This window comes from Paramicrobacterium salitolerans (genome assembly GCF_051513965.1).
Taxonomy (GTDB): Bacteria; Actinomycetota; Actinomycetes; order Actinomycetales; family Microbacteriaceae; genus Paramicrobacterium.
Window position 1 is genome coordinate 2,191,028 of sequence record NZ_CP195847.1, and the last position, 14,665, is coordinate 2,205,692.

Consider the following 14,665-nt stretch of genomic DNA (forward strand, 5'->3'; position numbering starts at 1 on the left):
CAAACTGACCAATGATCAATGCCATGTCAGACGTGTGTGATTTGCTGGCACCATGAGCGATGTGCTCGAACGATTCTCCCCCGCCACACGCAAGTGGTTCACGGGGGCATTCGCCACGCCCACACAAGCTCAAGAAGGCGCCTGGAACTCCATCTCACACGGAAACCACACCCTCGTAGTTGCCCCAACCGGCTCAGGCAAAACCCTCTCCGCATTCCTCTGGTCCATCGACCGACTCATGCACACCAAGACTCAAGTCCACAGAGACAATAATCAACTCCCCGGACTCGAAAACGACACTCCCGCAAAAGACAGCGAAACGCCACGCGGCACCCGAGTTCTCTACATTTCACCTCTAAAAGCACTCGGCGTCGACGTCGAACGCAACCTCCGCGCTCCACTCGTCGGCGTCTCCCAGACGGCAAAACGCCTCGGCCTCACCCCACCAGAAGTCACCGTCGGAGTCCGATCCGGAGATACCCCAGCCGCAGATCGCCGTGCACTGATCTCAAAGCCACCAGACATCCTCATCACGACACCTGAGTCACTCTTCCTGATGCTCACGTCAAAGGCACGTTCGACCCTTCAAACAGTCGACACCGTCATCGTCGACGAAGTACACGCCGTCGCCGCCACAAAACGAGGCGCTCACCTCGCTGTGTCACTCGAACGCCTCGATGCAATGCTCGAATCACCTGCTCAACGCATCGGCCTCTCGGCGACAGTACGCCCTCATGAAGAGATCGCACGATTCCTCGGCGGCAAAGCACCCGTCGAGATCGTCGCCCCAAAAGCACAGAAGACGTTCGATCTGGAAGTCGTCGTTCCCGTCGATGACATAACAGATCTCTCCGTTGGAGGAACGAGTCGTGATGCTGGAGACGGCGGCTCCGCAGCTGGCCCAGTCAGCAGCGACGCAGAACGAACCGGATCGATCTGGCCACACGTCGAAGAAGCGATCACCGAACGCATCCTCACACATCGATCGACCATCGTCTTCGCCAACTCACGACGCCTCGCTGAACGCCTCACCGCACGCCTGAACGAGATCTACGAAGCTCGACTCGATGGCGATGCCCTCAATCAACAGCCGCTTCCTCCCGACTGGCCTACCTCAGCAGCACCCGACTCAGCAGCAGGGGATGCTTCGACAACGAGTGCCCAATCTCGACAGAATGCGACCCGCACTCCGGCGACACTGATCGGGGGCAGCGGACAGACCAGCGGCATCCACGATGAGACTCCACTTCTCGCTCGCGCCCACCACGGCTCCGTCTCAAAAGAACAACGTGCGCAAATCGAAGACGACCTCAAGAGCGGCCACCTCCGCTGCGTCGTCGCAACATCAAGCCTTGAACTCGGCATCGACATGGGCGAAGTCGACCTCGTCATCCAAGTCGAAGCTCCTCCGTCAGTCGCAAGCGCACTCCAACGCGTCGGCCGTGCCGGACACCAGGTCGGCGAGATCTCACACGGCGTCATGTACCCCAAACATCGCGCAGATCTCGTCAGCACAGCAGTGGCAAGCGAAAGGATGCTCGACGGCGCCATCGAATCGATGCAAGTGCCCGCCAACCCACTCGACATCCTCGCTCAACAGACCGTCGCAGCCACCGCACTCGAACCCCTCGACGTCGAGATCTGGTTCGAACAGGTCCGACGCAGCGCCCCATTCGCCTCACTGCCACGCTCAGCATACGAAGCGACACTCGATCTACTTGCCGGCCGCTATCCGTCCGACGAGTTCGCCGAACTTCGCCCACGCATCATATGGGACAGAGACGCCGGCACACTCGAAGGACGCCCCGGCGCCCAACGCCTCGCAGTGACAAGCGGCGGAACGATTCCTGACCGCGGCCTCTTTGGGGTCTACATGGTCTCTGGAGAAGAAGGGGCAACCGGAACACGCGTCGGCGAACTCGACGAAGAGATGGTCTACGAATCACGAGTGGGAGACGTCTTCGCACTCGGCGCGACGAGCTGGCGAATTCAGGAGATCACCTACGACCGGGTCCTCGTCACCCCAGAGTTCGGCCAGCCAGGTCGCTTGCCGTTCTGGAAGGGCGATGGCCTCGGCCGCCCATTCGAACTCGGTGAAGCCCTCGGGCGCTTCACAAGAGAAGTGGATGCCGCAGCCGACGATACCGCCACAGAACGCCTCACCGCCGCTGGACTCGACGAGAGCAGCATCCGCAATCTCCTCACATATCTGAAGGAGCAGCGCGAAGCCACCGGACACCTGCCCACAGACAGAACTCTCGTCGTCGAACGCTCCCGTGATGAACTCGGCGACTGGCGCATCATTCTGCACTCCCCCTTCGGCATGACCGTGCACGCTCCCTGGGCACTCGCCGTCAGCACTCGTGTACAGGAGCGCTTCGGCATCGATGGAGCGAGCATCGCAAGCGACGATGGCATCATCGTGCGCATTCCCGACACAACCGACGAGCCGCCGGGCGCCGACCTCTTCGTGTTCGAACCGGACGAACTTGAAGCAATCGTCACAGCCGAAGTCGGCGGTTCCGCACTGTTCGCTTCACGGTTCCGCGAATGCGCAGCACGCGCACTGCTGCTGCCGAACTACTCGCCGGGCAAACGATCGCCACTGTGGCAGCAACGCCAGCGATCGGCACAGCTGCTGGACGTGGCGAAGAAGTATCCACAGTTTCCGATACTGCTCGAGACGGTTCGCGAGTGCCTGCAGGACGTCTACGATATGCCTGGACTTCTCGACCTGGCTCGCCGCATCGCTTCGCGCAAGATCCGCATCGTCGACACAACGACTGAGCAGCCGTCACCCTACGCAGCATCCCTGCTGTTCGGATACGTCGGCGCATTCATGTACGAGGGCGACTCCCCGCTCGCCGAACGCAAAGCGGCCGCTCTCGCCCTCGACTCGACGATGCTGTCCGAGCTACTCGGCCACGTGGAGCTTCGCGAACTGCTCGACCCCGGAGTCATCGCGCAGACCGAACGCGAGCTTCAGCGACTCACCGAGAACAGACGGATGCGCGGCCTCGAAGGCGCCGCAGATCTCTTGAGGATGCTCGGGCCACTGACCTCCGTCGAGGCCGCACTGCGGCTGCAGCATCCTGATGGTGAGAACGCGACCGAAGAACACGCACAAGCGTGGCTGGACGAACTCGTCGCTACAAACCGCGCACTTATTCTGCCCATCGGCGGCGAACAGCGCTTCGTGAGCATCGAAGACGCCTCGCGAATGCGAGACGCACTGGGAGCTCCGCTGCCGATCGGCGTACCGAACGCATTCATCGAGCCGGTAGCCGATCCACTCGGCGACCTCGTCGCACGCTACGCACGCACACACGGCCCGTTCCGAACGGGCGACGTTGCATCTCGCCTAGGACTCGGCGTCGCCGTCGTCACCCATGTGCTCAGTCGCCTCACGGACGAGGGGCGCGTCATGCGCGGCGAGTTCCTTCCGGAAGGAGAAGCCTCAGGCGGTGCCCTCGCCGCCGCTGAGTGGTGCGACAAGGAAGTGCTTCGTCGACTGCGACTGCGCTCCCTCGCAGCACTCCGCCACGAGGTCGAACCCGTGGACCCGACCACCTTCGCCCGGTTCCTCCCCGCGTGGCAGCACGTGACTGGACCGCAGCCGGACGGCTCCGGACTCCGTGGTGTCGACGGCGTCGCCGCCGTGATCGACCAGCTCGCAGGCTGCTACCTTCCAGCATCCGCATGGGAGACCCTCGTGCTGCCCCAACGTGTGTCGGGCTACTCCCCCACGATGCTCGACGAGCTGACGGCATCCGGCGAAGTCATCTGGTCAGGACGCGGATCGCTGCCCGGCAACGACGGCTGGGTCGGTCTGCACATAGCGGATGCCGCACCACTCACACTCGCCCCGACAGAAGACGCTGACCTCGGCGAACTCGAACGGGAGATCCTCGTCGCACTCTCGTCGGGCGGTGCCTACTTTCTGCCGCAGCTCGCCGAGGCGACGGGCGCTGAGAGCGACACCGCGCTGACGACAGCACTGTGGAACCTCGTGTGGGCCGGCCTCGTCACAAACGACACGTTCTCACCGCTGCGAACGCTCGTGAGCGGAGCGGGAGCACATAAGACACGTCGCGCCACCCCACGCTCGCGGCTGTACCGCGGGCGCGGCTACGCTCGCCCTACGCCCGCCGCTCCGCGCCTCGGCGGACGCTGGTCACTGCTGCCGCTCGCCGAGAGCGACGCAACTCTGCGCGCCGCAGCAACCGCGGAGGCGCTTCTCGATCGCTACGGCGTCGTCACCCGCGGCTCCGTCGTGGCAGAAGGCGTCCCCGGCAGCTTCGCCCTCATGTATCGCGTACTCTCCGACTTCGAAGAGAAGGGGCACGCACGCCGCGGCTACGTGATCGACGGACTCGGCGCCGCCCAATTCTCAACCTCAGGAACCATCGACCGACTGCGCAGTCACGTCTTCACCGACGACGAACGACCGAGAAACGCTCTGGCTCTCGCTGCGACCGACCCGGCGAATCCCTACGGCGCTGCCCTGCCCTGGCCGAGCGCTGACCTCACCGGAACCCGCCACCGTCCAGGACGCAAAGCCGGCGGCATCGTCGTACTCGTGGACGGCGACCTCGCCTGCTATCTCGAACGCGGCGGAAAGTCCTGGCTCGTCTTCACGGACGACGAAGCGACACTCCTCGCGGCGACAGCTGCAGTGGGCGACCTGGTCAGCACGGGCCGCGTCAACAAGCTCGCCGTTGAGACGGTCAACGGAGCCATCATCTTCGGGAGCTCGCTCGAACACCCCTTGCGACGTGCGGGCTTCACTGAGACACCCCGCGGACTCCGGATGCGCCATGCCTGAGGGTGACACCGTCTACCGAACCGCGTTCCACTTGAACGAGGTTCTCACCGGCCGAACGATCACTGACTGGAGCCTTCGCGTTCCGCAGCACGCCACGAGCGATCTTCGAGGATGCACGGTGGATGAGGTCGTGAGCCGCGGCAAGCACATCCTGCACCGCATCGGCGACATGACGCTTCACACGCACCTCAAGATGGAGGGCGACTGGCACATCTATCCGTATGGGACTCGATGGAAGAAACCCGGCTGGAAGGCACGTGCCGTCGTCGGAACAGAGACCCACACGACCGTCGGCTTCGAGCTCGGCGCCGTCGACCTCATCCGCCGCGCCGACGAGGACTCCGTGGTCGGCCATCTCGGCCCTGATCTGCTCGGCGCCGACTGGTCCGCCGAGAGGGCGATCGCAAACGTTGAGGCGGATCCCTCCCGCCCGATCTCGGTCGCTCTCCTCGATCAGCGCACCCTCGCGGGACTCGGAAACGAGTATGTCGCAGAGCTGTGCTTCCTCCGCGGCATCCGCCCCGAAACCCCGGTGGGTGACACGGATGCCGCTGCAATCGTGCAGCTGGCTCACCGTCTCATCACGGCGAACCGCGATCGCGTCGTCCGCACGACGACCGGCGATACTCGACGCGGCCGTCAGTCGTGGGTGCACGCGCGAAGCGGAAAGCCGTGTCTGCGCTGCGGCACGATCATCGAGGAGGGCTCCCTCGGACGGGCCCCGACACAGGAACGCGTGACGTTCTGGTGCCCACGCTGCCAGCGATGACGGTGCCGCGAGAGGCACCCGGTCAGGCGGGGTTGCGCCCCTCGATCCAGTAGGTCTGCGAGAAGTGCTGCCCACGCACGAGTCCGAGGTGGTCTTTGAAGACTCCACGCACACGCTTCACCAGCATCCGCTCACCCGCAGCCCACGCGAACTGCCGCGCCGATGGCTCGACCTCGGTCCGCATCACCTCGGTCAGCGCTGTGCCACGCTGAAGCTCCGGCGAGACCAGATTCCACGTATCGCCCGTCCGTGTCACAGCCGGCAGAGCATCGACGTCATCATGTCCATCCTCGATGAACACCCGCGCCTGCACCGACTCGTCAAGATCGGCGATCCAACTGTTGATCGCGGGGAGCGCCGTGACATCTCCCGCAAGCACCAGCTCGCGAGTGCCTTCCGGAAGTGAGATCTTCGACGGAGTCAGAGCGACCTCCACCCGGTCGCCCACAGCGGCATCCCTCGCCCAATCACCGGCGGGACCCTTCGTGTCGTGCAGAACGAACTCCAGCACGAATGTTCCCGCTTCCACATTCACATCGACGAAGGTGTAGCCCCGCTGACTGACGTGGTGCTGACCGCGATCGGGGTTCGGCACCCAGAGACGCAGCCACGCAGTGGGAAAGATGTCGAGTTCTGGAACGAGCTCGGGCGCTGAGAACACGATTCGGCGATACCAGGGCGTCACATCCGTGATCTCCTGCACCTCGACCAGGTGATTCGCCACACCCATCGCGCGCAGCACTCCACGTTGCCAGTTCGCCATCCGCACCTCCGCGCTCAAGACGATCGTCACGCCCAAGATGGGCAAGGCGAGGCTAACCTAATGCTGAGAACCACGTCAAGCGACAGTCAAGCGACAGAGGATGCTCCAGAATGGAGTGCATGCCCATCCCCGTGATCGCTGACGTCGACACCGGCGTCGATGACGCCCTCGCTCTCCTGTTCCTCGCCGCACATCCCGACATCGATCTGCGCGCCGTCACGTGCGTGGCCGGCAACGCCAGCCTCGCCCAGGTCGCTCAGAACACACTCGACGTTCTCGCTGTCGCCGGCTGTGAAGCTCCGGTCGCGTGCGGCGTCGATCGTCCTCTCATCGAACCCGCACGGGATGCCGGAAGCTATCACGGCGCGAACGGCATCGGAAACCTCGCACTCGAGCCCTCCCCACGACAGCCAGAGCCCGAGCACGCCGTCGAGCTTCTGCGCCGCGAGATCGACGCGAGCCCCGAACCCGTCACACTTCTCAGCCTCGCTCCCCTGACGAACATCGCGCTGTTCCTCCGGCTGTACCCGCAGACCGCCGCGAAGCTCGAGCGCATCGTCGTCATGGGCGGAACCGCCAGCGCCGGCAACGCCAGCGCCGTCGCGGAGTTCAACGTGTGGCACGACCCGGAGGCCGCGCAGATCGTACTCACCTCGGACGTGCCGACGACGCTCTACCCACTCGATGTCTTCAACCGCGTCGTCGCCACTGACGAGCAGATCACACAGCTCAAGGATGCCGCGACACCACACGCCCGCCTCGCCGCAGCCCTGCTCGACTACCAGCTGACCCTCGCCGATCTGCCCGCCGACATCGCATCGGGCGCGAAGCTCGGCGACGCCGGGGCCGCGGCGTTCCTCGTCGCATCAGAGCACTTCGGCGTCGAGACGTGGCCCGTGGGCGTCGAACTCTCGCACGGCTACGCCCGCGGACAGACGGTCGTCGACCGACGCCTCCGCAGCGGTGAAGCCGAAGAGCACGGACTCATGGCTCCGACGGTCCGCAGCGAGGTGGCACTCACCGTCGACGGGCCCGCGGTCGCGGCATCCTTCATCAATACTGTCTGCGGCGCCTGACGACCGGATGAGGCCCGACGGTCACACGTCCGCGTCGTCGTCTGCCTCACCACGCACCATCGCCGCCCACCGCGCAAGGTACTCAGCCCCCGCCTCGTCGTGGATGAGCTCGGCGTGGTGCCGCACCGGATACGGCGTGTCGGGCACGCCGTCGCTCGGCCGCACATCCACGTGGGCGACGTCGAAGCCCTGCTCGTGCAGCCAGTCCGCCATAGCGTAGTCCGTCCGCGAGTCGCCCATCGTGCGCCAGCGCTGCGGGATCGCGGCATCCTGATTCTTCAGAAAGCCCAGAACGAGGTGCGCTCCGAGGTCTTTGCCCACCCGCACCGACTCGACGTCCGTCGAGATGATGGTCGGATCGATGCGGTACTCCACATCTCCCGCGGCATCCGGCACCCGCCTGTCGCGCCACTCGTAGCCGAGACCACGCGATTCGAAGATCTTCGCGACACGCTCGTCGAACTCGCGCTGCCGGCTCAGGTAGACGTCGTTCGACACGTCGGTGTTCTGCTCGAGCGACACCATGGCGCGCTTGGTGCGGTCGTAGAACATGAGGTCGGAGTAGTGCGCAGACACGAGGATCTCGATGTCTCGGGCGATGACGTCCGGCACTGCCAGCTCGCTGTTGACGTGCACCTCGCCGCTGCCGTCCGCGGTGATGTCCATCCAGACGGCGCCCTTCTCGCAGATACCCCACATCCGGGCGTCCGAGGTCAAACCTGCCTCGAGAAGAGGCGGCACCACCTGCTCACGAAGAAACGCGTCAGAGCGGCCGGTGTTGAACGCGATCGGCACCCCCGCGTTCGCGATCTCTGCGAGGTCGCTGGCGATCGAGGGAATCGCGATGGAACGGGTCACGGGGCTGGCGATGGGACCGTCGACGTCGAGAAGAAGGCCGAGGTCACGAGAGGTGTCAGTCACACTCTCCAGTCTAGAAGCGGCCCCGCGCACGGGTTAAGCTGAGGCATGGCCGAACAGAAGACACGACCGACCGATGCCTCAGTCGAGGGTTTTCTGGATGCCGCGACACCGGCGAAGCGCCGCGAGGACGGACACCGTCTCGACGCGATCATGCGCGAGATCACCGGCGCAGAGCCCGTGATGTGGGGCCCATCGATCGTGGGCTACGGCACGTACCGCTACGTCTCCCCGAGTGATCCTCGCCGGCAGGGCGACTGGCCGAAGGTCGGGTTCTCGCCCCGAAAGGCGGCGCTGTCGATCTACGGGCTGAAGGACCTCCCCGACGGGGCTGACCTTCTGCCCCAGCTCGGCACCTTTCGTGAGGGAGCGGGATGCGTCTACGTGACGCGCCTCGAGAACATCGACGAGGCCGTGCTGCGTCGACTCATCGCGATCGCGTGGCAGCGAGAGGATGATCCTGCCGCCCGGTGAGCCGCGTGATTCCGCGGATTATTCACGGTCACACTGGTGACGAAAGGATGCCGCGGTGCTACGTTCGAGAGTATGAAGCAGTCCATCAACATCGGTTCCACAGACTCCCACGGCCACTCCTGCGCCTGCGGTGAAGCGGACGAGGCGCTGCCCGAACTCGACGTTCAGACGATCCCGCACGCGATTCGCCACGCATCGATCTTCGGCGCACTCGAGAGCCTCGCGCCGCACTCCGGCATGATCATCTCGGCGACGCACAACCCGGTTCCACTGCTCATGCAGCTGGAGCAGAAGCACCCGGGTCGCTTCCTCAGCGAGTACCTCGACGAGGGCCCGGAGCGCTGGCGCATCAAGTTCGTGCGCCGCGAAGACGCCGAGGTCTCGGCCACGTGACGTCTGCCCCGCGCCGCGGTGATGCTGTTGCGCTTCGGCGCACCGGCGTCCCGTTCCTCGTCGCGGGCATCGTCTCCATCATCATCGGCGGGGTCGTCGCTGCGGTGACGTCCCCGCTCTCACTCGAGCACGGTTCATGGGCCGCAGCATTCTTGGTGCTCGTGTCGGGCGTCGCTCTCGCCGCACTCGGGGTCGCTCAGTCCGCACTCGTCGCCGATGTCGGCACAGGGCGCATCGGAGCCGAGCTCGCGACCTGGCTCGTCGGAAGCCTCGCCGTCCTCGGCGGTACGTTGCTGTCGTCACCGCTGATCGTCGACGTCGGCGGCATCCTCCTGCTCATCTCCGCCGTGATCTTCATCGCAACCGTCCGCCGCAGCCCCGGGTCATCCACCGCTGCGGTCTGGACATTCCGGATCGTGCTGCTGATCATCGTGGTCAGCATTCCGATCGGCCTCATCATGTCGCATCTGCGACACGGCTGATATCAGATTGCGACGGGAAAGAAGGCGTTCGCTCCTTTCGCAGCGAGTGCGGCCTCATGTCCAAGGCGCAGCGCACTTCGCCTCACCATGTCTACAAGTCCGTCATTCGCAAGATCCTCTTCCGTGACAGTCCACGGAAACGCATCGCCGAGATACACGATCTGCTCGGCACTCAATCGATAGAGAACTCGATCAGCCTTCATTTCGAGTTCCCACTTAATGTCATCACGGGTCATGATCATCATTTCCGCCTGCCCGTTTTGCCGGGAGGGCTTGGCGTAGGGAGAAAGTGAAGCTCCGGGAGAGTAGGGGCTCTCCCGGACTATCGAGACTAGCCCAGGGCCGCAATAAGACGGTAGTATTCGGTCGAAATTCACCCCTCGTCTCACCCTGTCCGAGTTTTACAACGTGGCAAACGATAAATCTCGCGTGATTTCAGGGTGAATGAAGGATGCCGTAACACTTCGTCACATTCCAAGGTCGCCCGTGATGAACTCGAGCTGGCCCAACAGCTCTTCGAGTTCCTGAGACGTCGGAGTCGGCCGCAACTCGCTCGGTTCAGTGAAGAGCATCGATTCGGTCGCCAACTCGAGAATCGTCAGTCTCGCCCTTTCCGAGAGCGAGTCGTCCTGTGCGAGCGACAAGGCGCTCGCCACGGCACGCTTCGAACGCACGTCGAACGCTCGCGGCCAGAGATGGCTGCCTGCGTCGGCATGAACCAGCGCCGCTAACGCGAAGCCTCGGGAGATATAGCCGGGCCTCTCCGGCGACTCGTCGAGCAGCTCAACGGCAGACACGAGGGGTGTGATGCCCCGACGGCGAGCGCGCACTGCGCAGAGGGCGAAGCGTGCCGATTCAGAGCCGTCGTCTCCGCTGAACGCCCTGCGGGCGAGATGCGCCTCGGCCTCGGCATCCGCGTCTGCGCCTCGATCGAGCACGACGATGAGGGCGTCCTTCAACGGCACCGTCCACTTTCGAGTGTCCTTCTCGACTGCGGAGATCATGGCTTGTGCCTCGGGACGCTCCGCGTCGCGTGCCGCAGCGAGCAGGGTCACGAGCGCGGGCGGCGCAAGCGTATGCTCCGCCGGTTTCACGAACCAGCGCATGCGCCACTCGACCAGCAGCGTATCGAGAGCGTCGTCATTGTGGAGCCCCGCGGGATACAGAAGATCCAGCAGAGCCGCCGCCGCAGGTTCGCTGAGATTCGGGCGGCGGAGGGCCTGCCGCATCCCCTCGCAATGTGTCGCGAGCATGTACTCACGAACGTCGTGAGCCATGATGCGGCTCACTGGCTGCTCGGGGTCGAAGCCCGGGTGCGGCGGCAGACCGACCTCGGCACGTACGTCGTCAACGAGCCCCGGCCAGGACTGCACGACCTCGTCAGGGAGCCCTCGTTCGAACTCACGGTCGGCAGCGGCTTCGGTCGGTGTGTAGGGCGCGAACGACCAGGCGTCCGCAATCTGCGCCCGCAGCCAGGCGGGCAGCCGGGTATCACGCAGCGCCTCGGCAGCGAAAGTCCGTGTGCTTCCGCCGTAGATCCTGTGCACGAGAACACGGACGAGGGTGATGTCTGCGACGTCCACGCCTTCGGGACCCGGCCCTCGACTCTCCTCGGAGACTGCGACCGCCTCAGTAACCACGTGCCCGCCGAGCTGTTCGACGAGATCGAGGTACTCGGCCAGCCCATCTCCCGTTGCGATGGCGTGAGCTCGTGCGGCATCCCGAGCTCGCTCAGGCTCCACGCGGCCCCACGCCCTCAGCATCGCACCGTTCAGCCAGCCAAAGCGCGCGAGGTCGGCTGCGATTGCGCGGACCCGCGGGTACCCGAGGTCGAAAGCCGCGACGATCACGTCAGGGAGGTCGTTCCTGCTCTCACGAGCGGTTCTGGTCGCCGCGAGCCGCTCGATGCCGTCCTCGGTCAGAACGTGGTCGAGATCGGATGCCGTCAGCAGCCCGCGCATCATGAGCGCTCGCACGATCGGCGGCTGCAGTTCCTGGAGCGCGTCGCTTCCAAGCGCCTGATGCAGCAGGGCGTCCTCGCCCGGTCGCAGCTCCGCGCCCTGCTCCAGGATGAGTGCGACGAGCCGCGTCCGCCAGGCTGACTCGTTGGACGCGTCGACGTCCGTCGGATGCGCGTCGCGCACAATCGCAAACGCCTCTGCGTCCGTACGACCGCCCAGCACAAGAAATCCGTCGTCTTCGAGCACGTGAAGCGCCTGCGCCACCGCTTCGCGGTCGCCGCCGAAGTATATTCGCTGCGGTTGCTCGAGCATTCCGTCCGAGGTGAACGCACTCGACTGCGTATGCCATCCCACGTACGGAACGTCATCCGCGAGCCCGCGGCTCTGCTTGAGCGCGGCGGCGGCATCATGCACGTCGTCCTGCGTGACGATCTCAGCACTCGGCTCGACGAACAGCACATCGGGAGCAGCCTTCAGCCGCGCCACGATGACGGACCGATCGGACACCCGAACCCCCTCATGCGACTGTGCAGTTCAGGCTAGCAAGCGGTGACTTCTTATTTCACGTCACGCCGAACATCCGCGAAGATGATGGAGCAACATCACGCAAAGGAGTCTCATGTCACAGCCTCAGGGCGCCCTCCTCGTCGGAAGCGTCAACTTCGACGACGCTGAAACCACCATGCGTCGTGCCGCAGAGATCATGGGACCGCAGCTGAAGCGGATTCCAGACGGCGAGCCGGGCAGGAGGTTCCACTGGATCATGTTCCAGCCCGATGTTCTCGCACAGGCCAGCGGATTGGAACGCGTCGGCGACGAGCCTGTCTGGCTGCGCGACAACGACATCCGTCCACTGCGTCTGGCTCCAGGGACATCAGCCGCCGACGTGACACTTCCCCGGCTCGGGTACGCGGATGCTGCTCGCGAATCGTACGCGATCTTCACACGACTGCGTGATGAGGGAGTCATCGCACCTGGAACGCGTTTTCAGGTGTCCCTGCCAACCGCGACGGCCGTCGTCGGCATCGTCTTCGTCGACGACGATCGCGCCGCTCTTGAACCGGTCTACCAGCGAGCGCTGAACCGCGAGATCGCCGAGATCGTCGATGCGATCCCCCACAACGACCTTGCTGTGCAGATCGACTGCGCCGTCGAGTTTCTGATCTACGAAACTCACACTCTCGACGGCGGTCGGCACCCCTGGTGGACAGGCGACGTCTGGCAGGGACTCGTCGAGCGCGCTGCCCTCCCTCTTGCACAGATACCGAACGACGTAGAGGCAGGAGTCCATCTCTGCTACGGCGATTCCGGCGAGAAGCACTTCGTCGAACCACGCGACACCGAAACGCTCGTTCGCTTCGGCAACGACCTCGCCGAAGCATCCGCTCGATCATTCACCTGGCTGCACCTCCCCGTGCCGATCGAGCGCGATGACGACGCGTACTTCGCGCCACTGCGCGAGCTGAGGCTCGACCCTCGGACGGAGCTGTATCTTGGGCTCGTGCATCGTGAAGACGGACCAGAGGGAGCCACACGCCGCATCGAGACCGCACTGCGACACGTCGACACGTTCGGCGTCAGCACCGAGTGCGGCATCGGACGCGCACCGGAGGGAACAACCAACGGCATCCTTCGCACTCACGCTGAGGTCGCGGCCGCCTGGTAGTGGCCGATACCGCACCGGGTAAAAATAGAAAACCCCTGGACAACCAGGGGTTTTCTTTGGCGGTGACGGTGGGATTTGAACCCGAATACGACCCGCGCCGCCATGCGAGACATTCGCTATGGGCGCGGATTCATGCGATAACGAGGTCACCAGAATTATCGAGATTACGAAGATTCGCCCTCAATTGTGGGCAAATTGTGGGCACGCAGCCACCGCCTTCTCCTGCAAAGACTCAGCCACAGAATCAAGGTCGTCATCGAACAGATCCGCGTATGTGTCCAGCGTCATCGCCGCGCTCGCGTGACCAAGCATCCTCTGAACTGCTTTCACGTTCGCGCCGGCACTGATCGCCAGCGACGCTGCAGTGTGCCTCAGGTCGTGAGGCGTCACCCTCGGAAAGTCTGAGTCCACGGCTTGGCACCGCTTCACCGCGTACGTGAACCAGCCCTTCTTGGAGTTCGGCAACCGCAGGTATGTCACCCCGTCACCGAACACGAGATGCGACCGGGGCTTGTTTTTGCATTGGTTGCGGAGCTTCTCGAGTAGGAACTTGGGTACGGGCACCGACCTGGGCTCGTTGTCTTTCGCTGTGCCGACGATCACTTCCCCACCGACTGCTACAGCGTTGTCATGGACTGTGAGGCGGCGTGTAGTGAAGTTCACGTCTGCGACAGACAGACCGGCGAGTTCTCCCCAGCGGAGGCCGGTGTACGCGAGCGTGAGGACGACGAGCGCGTTTTTTCCAGCTGAGTTCGCGAGCGCCCCGACTTGTTCATGGGAGAGGTACACGCGGCGTTTCCCGCGCTTCTCGGGCAGCTTCACGCCCCGCGCAGGGTTTCGTGCCAGGCGGCGATCAGCAACGGCCATGTCGAGGATTCCGGCGAGCACACCGTGCATGCGCAGAACAGATGTTGCAGATAGGCCGGATGCTGTTTTGCCAGACATCCATGTTGAGATCTCAGAGGGTTTGATCGTCGCGACTTTACGGCTCCCCCATTCGGGGTTGACGTGGTTTCTCCACGCTGACTCGACGGAGCGGTATGTGGACGGTTTCAGGTGCGTCTGGTGTTTCAGCCAGGTTGTGCCAAGCTCTCCGATCGTGGCGCGTCCGGCTGTGGCGTCGATGAACTCGCCTGTAGCTTTGGACACTTCGACGGTCGCGGCGAACAGTTCGGCTTCTTTCTTCGTTTTGAAGCCGCGTTTGTCGGTTTGTCGCCCGTCTGGTTTGCGGTAGCGGACTCTGTACCGTTTGCCCTTCGCGGAGTCGTAGGGCTTGATCGTTGCCATTGTGCCCCTTGTTCTGGGTGTCCTGGAATGTTGTGGTTTGTCACCCCTCGG

The 14,665-nt window shown here is 64.1% G+C and carries 12 protein-coding genes; 7 read left to right on the plus strand and 5 right to left on the minus strand.

Features of this window, described 5'->3' with window-relative positions; translation table 11 throughout:
- The first annotated feature begins 52 nt into the window (after window positions 1-52).
- Both ACSAGD_RS10450 and ACSAGD_RS10455 read left to right on the plus strand, forming a co-directional pair.
- The gene (locus tag ACSAGD_RS10450) at window positions 53-4,825 is read left to right on the plus strand and encodes an ATP-dependent helicase (protein ID WP_437582672.1); all 4,773 of its coding nucleotides are present in this window, start codon (window positions 53-55) and stop codon (window positions 4,823-4,825) included.
- Window positions 4,818-5,594 carry a DNA-formamidopyrimidine glycosylase family protein gene (locus ACSAGD_RS10455; protein WP_437582673.1) on the plus strand — a complete coding sequence of 259 codons (777 nt, stop codon included), beginning with the start codon at window positions 4,818-4,820 and terminating at the stop codon, window positions 5,592-5,594. The genes ACSAGD_RS10450 and ACSAGD_RS10455 overlap by 8 nt, the downstream gene beginning before the upstream one ends.
- A 22-nt stretch (window positions 5,595-5,616) precedes the next feature.
- Here the strand turns inward: ACSAGD_RS10455 and ACSAGD_RS10460 are convergent, their stop codons facing one another.
- Window positions 5,617-6,357 (minus strand): siderophore-interacting protein, encoded by a 741-nt coding sequence (locus tag ACSAGD_RS10460; RefSeq protein ID WP_437582674.1) that lies wholly within the window; start codon window positions 6,355-6,357, stop codon window positions 5,617-5,619.
- 119 nt (window positions 6,358-6,476) lie between these two features.
- On the opposite strand from ACSAGD_RS10460, the gene ACSAGD_RS10465 reads away from it, so the two are divergent.
- Window positions 6,477-7,433 carry a nucleoside hydrolase gene (locus tag ACSAGD_RS10465; RefSeq protein ID WP_437582675.1) on the plus strand — a complete coding sequence of 319 codons (957 nt, stop codon included), beginning with the start codon at window positions 6,477-6,479 and terminating at the stop codon, window positions 7,431-7,433.
- Window positions 7,434-7,454: 21 nt separating this feature from the next.
- On the opposite strand, the gene ACSAGD_RS10470 is transcribed toward ACSAGD_RS10465, so the two are convergent.
- Complete coding sequence (locus tag ACSAGD_RS10470; protein ID WP_437582676.1) at window positions 7,455-8,354, minus strand: hypothetical protein; 900 nt, start codon at window positions 8,352-8,354, stop codon at window positions 7,455-7,457.
- Between the two features lie 45 nt (window positions 8,355-8,399).
- Here ACSAGD_RS10470 and ACSAGD_RS10475 point away from each other — a divergent pair, with 45 nt between their 5' ends.
- From ACSAGD_RS10475 to ACSAGD_RS10485, 3 genes are all read left to right on the plus strand, one after another.
- Entirely contained in the window at window positions 8,400-8,825 is a 426-nt protein-coding gene (locus ACSAGD_RS10475) for a DUF1801 domain-containing protein (RefSeq protein ID WP_437582677.1), read from the plus strand.
- 72 nt (window positions 8,826-8,897) lie between these two features.
- On the plus strand, window positions 8,898-9,218 hold the full coding sequence (locus tag ACSAGD_RS10480) for a DUF2249 domain-containing protein (RefSeq protein WP_437582678.1): 321 nt from the start codon (window positions 8,898-8,900) through the stop codon (window positions 9,216-9,218).
- Window positions 9,215-9,700 carry a hypothetical protein gene (locus ACSAGD_RS10485; RefSeq protein WP_437582679.1) on the plus strand — a complete coding sequence of 162 codons (486 nt, stop codon included), beginning with the start codon at window positions 9,215-9,217 and terminating at the stop codon, window positions 9,698-9,700. The genes ACSAGD_RS10480 and ACSAGD_RS10485 overlap by 4 nt, the downstream gene beginning before the upstream one ends.
- Window positions 9,701-9,702: 2 nt before the next feature.
- Here the strand turns inward: ACSAGD_RS10485 and ACSAGD_RS10490 are convergent, their stop codons facing one another.
- Both ACSAGD_RS10490 and ACSAGD_RS10495 read right to left on the minus strand, forming a co-directional pair.
- Complete coding sequence (locus ACSAGD_RS10490; RefSeq protein ID WP_437582680.1) at window positions 9,703-9,936, minus strand: hypothetical protein; 234 nt, start codon at window positions 9,934-9,936, stop codon at window positions 9,703-9,705.
- 231 nt (window positions 9,937-10,167) lie between these two features.
- Window positions 10,168-12,168 (minus strand): hypothetical protein, encoded by a 2,001-nt coding sequence (locus ACSAGD_RS10495; RefSeq protein WP_437582681.1) that lies wholly within the window; start codon window positions 12,166-12,168, stop codon window positions 10,168-10,170.
- A gap of 112 nt (window positions 12,169-12,280) precedes the next feature.
- On the opposite strand from ACSAGD_RS10495, the gene ACSAGD_RS10500 reads away from it, so the two are divergent.
- Window positions 12,281-13,327, plus strand: a complete 1,047-nt coding sequence (locus ACSAGD_RS10500) for a hypothetical protein (protein ID WP_437582682.1) — start codon at window positions 12,281-12,283, stop codon at window positions 13,325-13,327.
- Between the two features lie 180 nt (window positions 13,328-13,507).
- Here the strand turns inward: ACSAGD_RS10500 and ACSAGD_RS10505 are convergent, their stop codons facing one another.
- The gene (locus ACSAGD_RS10505; protein ID WP_437582683.1) at window positions 13,508-14,614 is read right to left on the minus strand and encodes a tyrosine-type recombinase/integrase; all 1,107 of its coding nucleotides are present in this window, start codon (window positions 14,612-14,614) and stop codon (window positions 13,508-13,510) included.
- Between the last annotated feature and the right edge of the window lie 51 nt (window positions 14,615-14,665).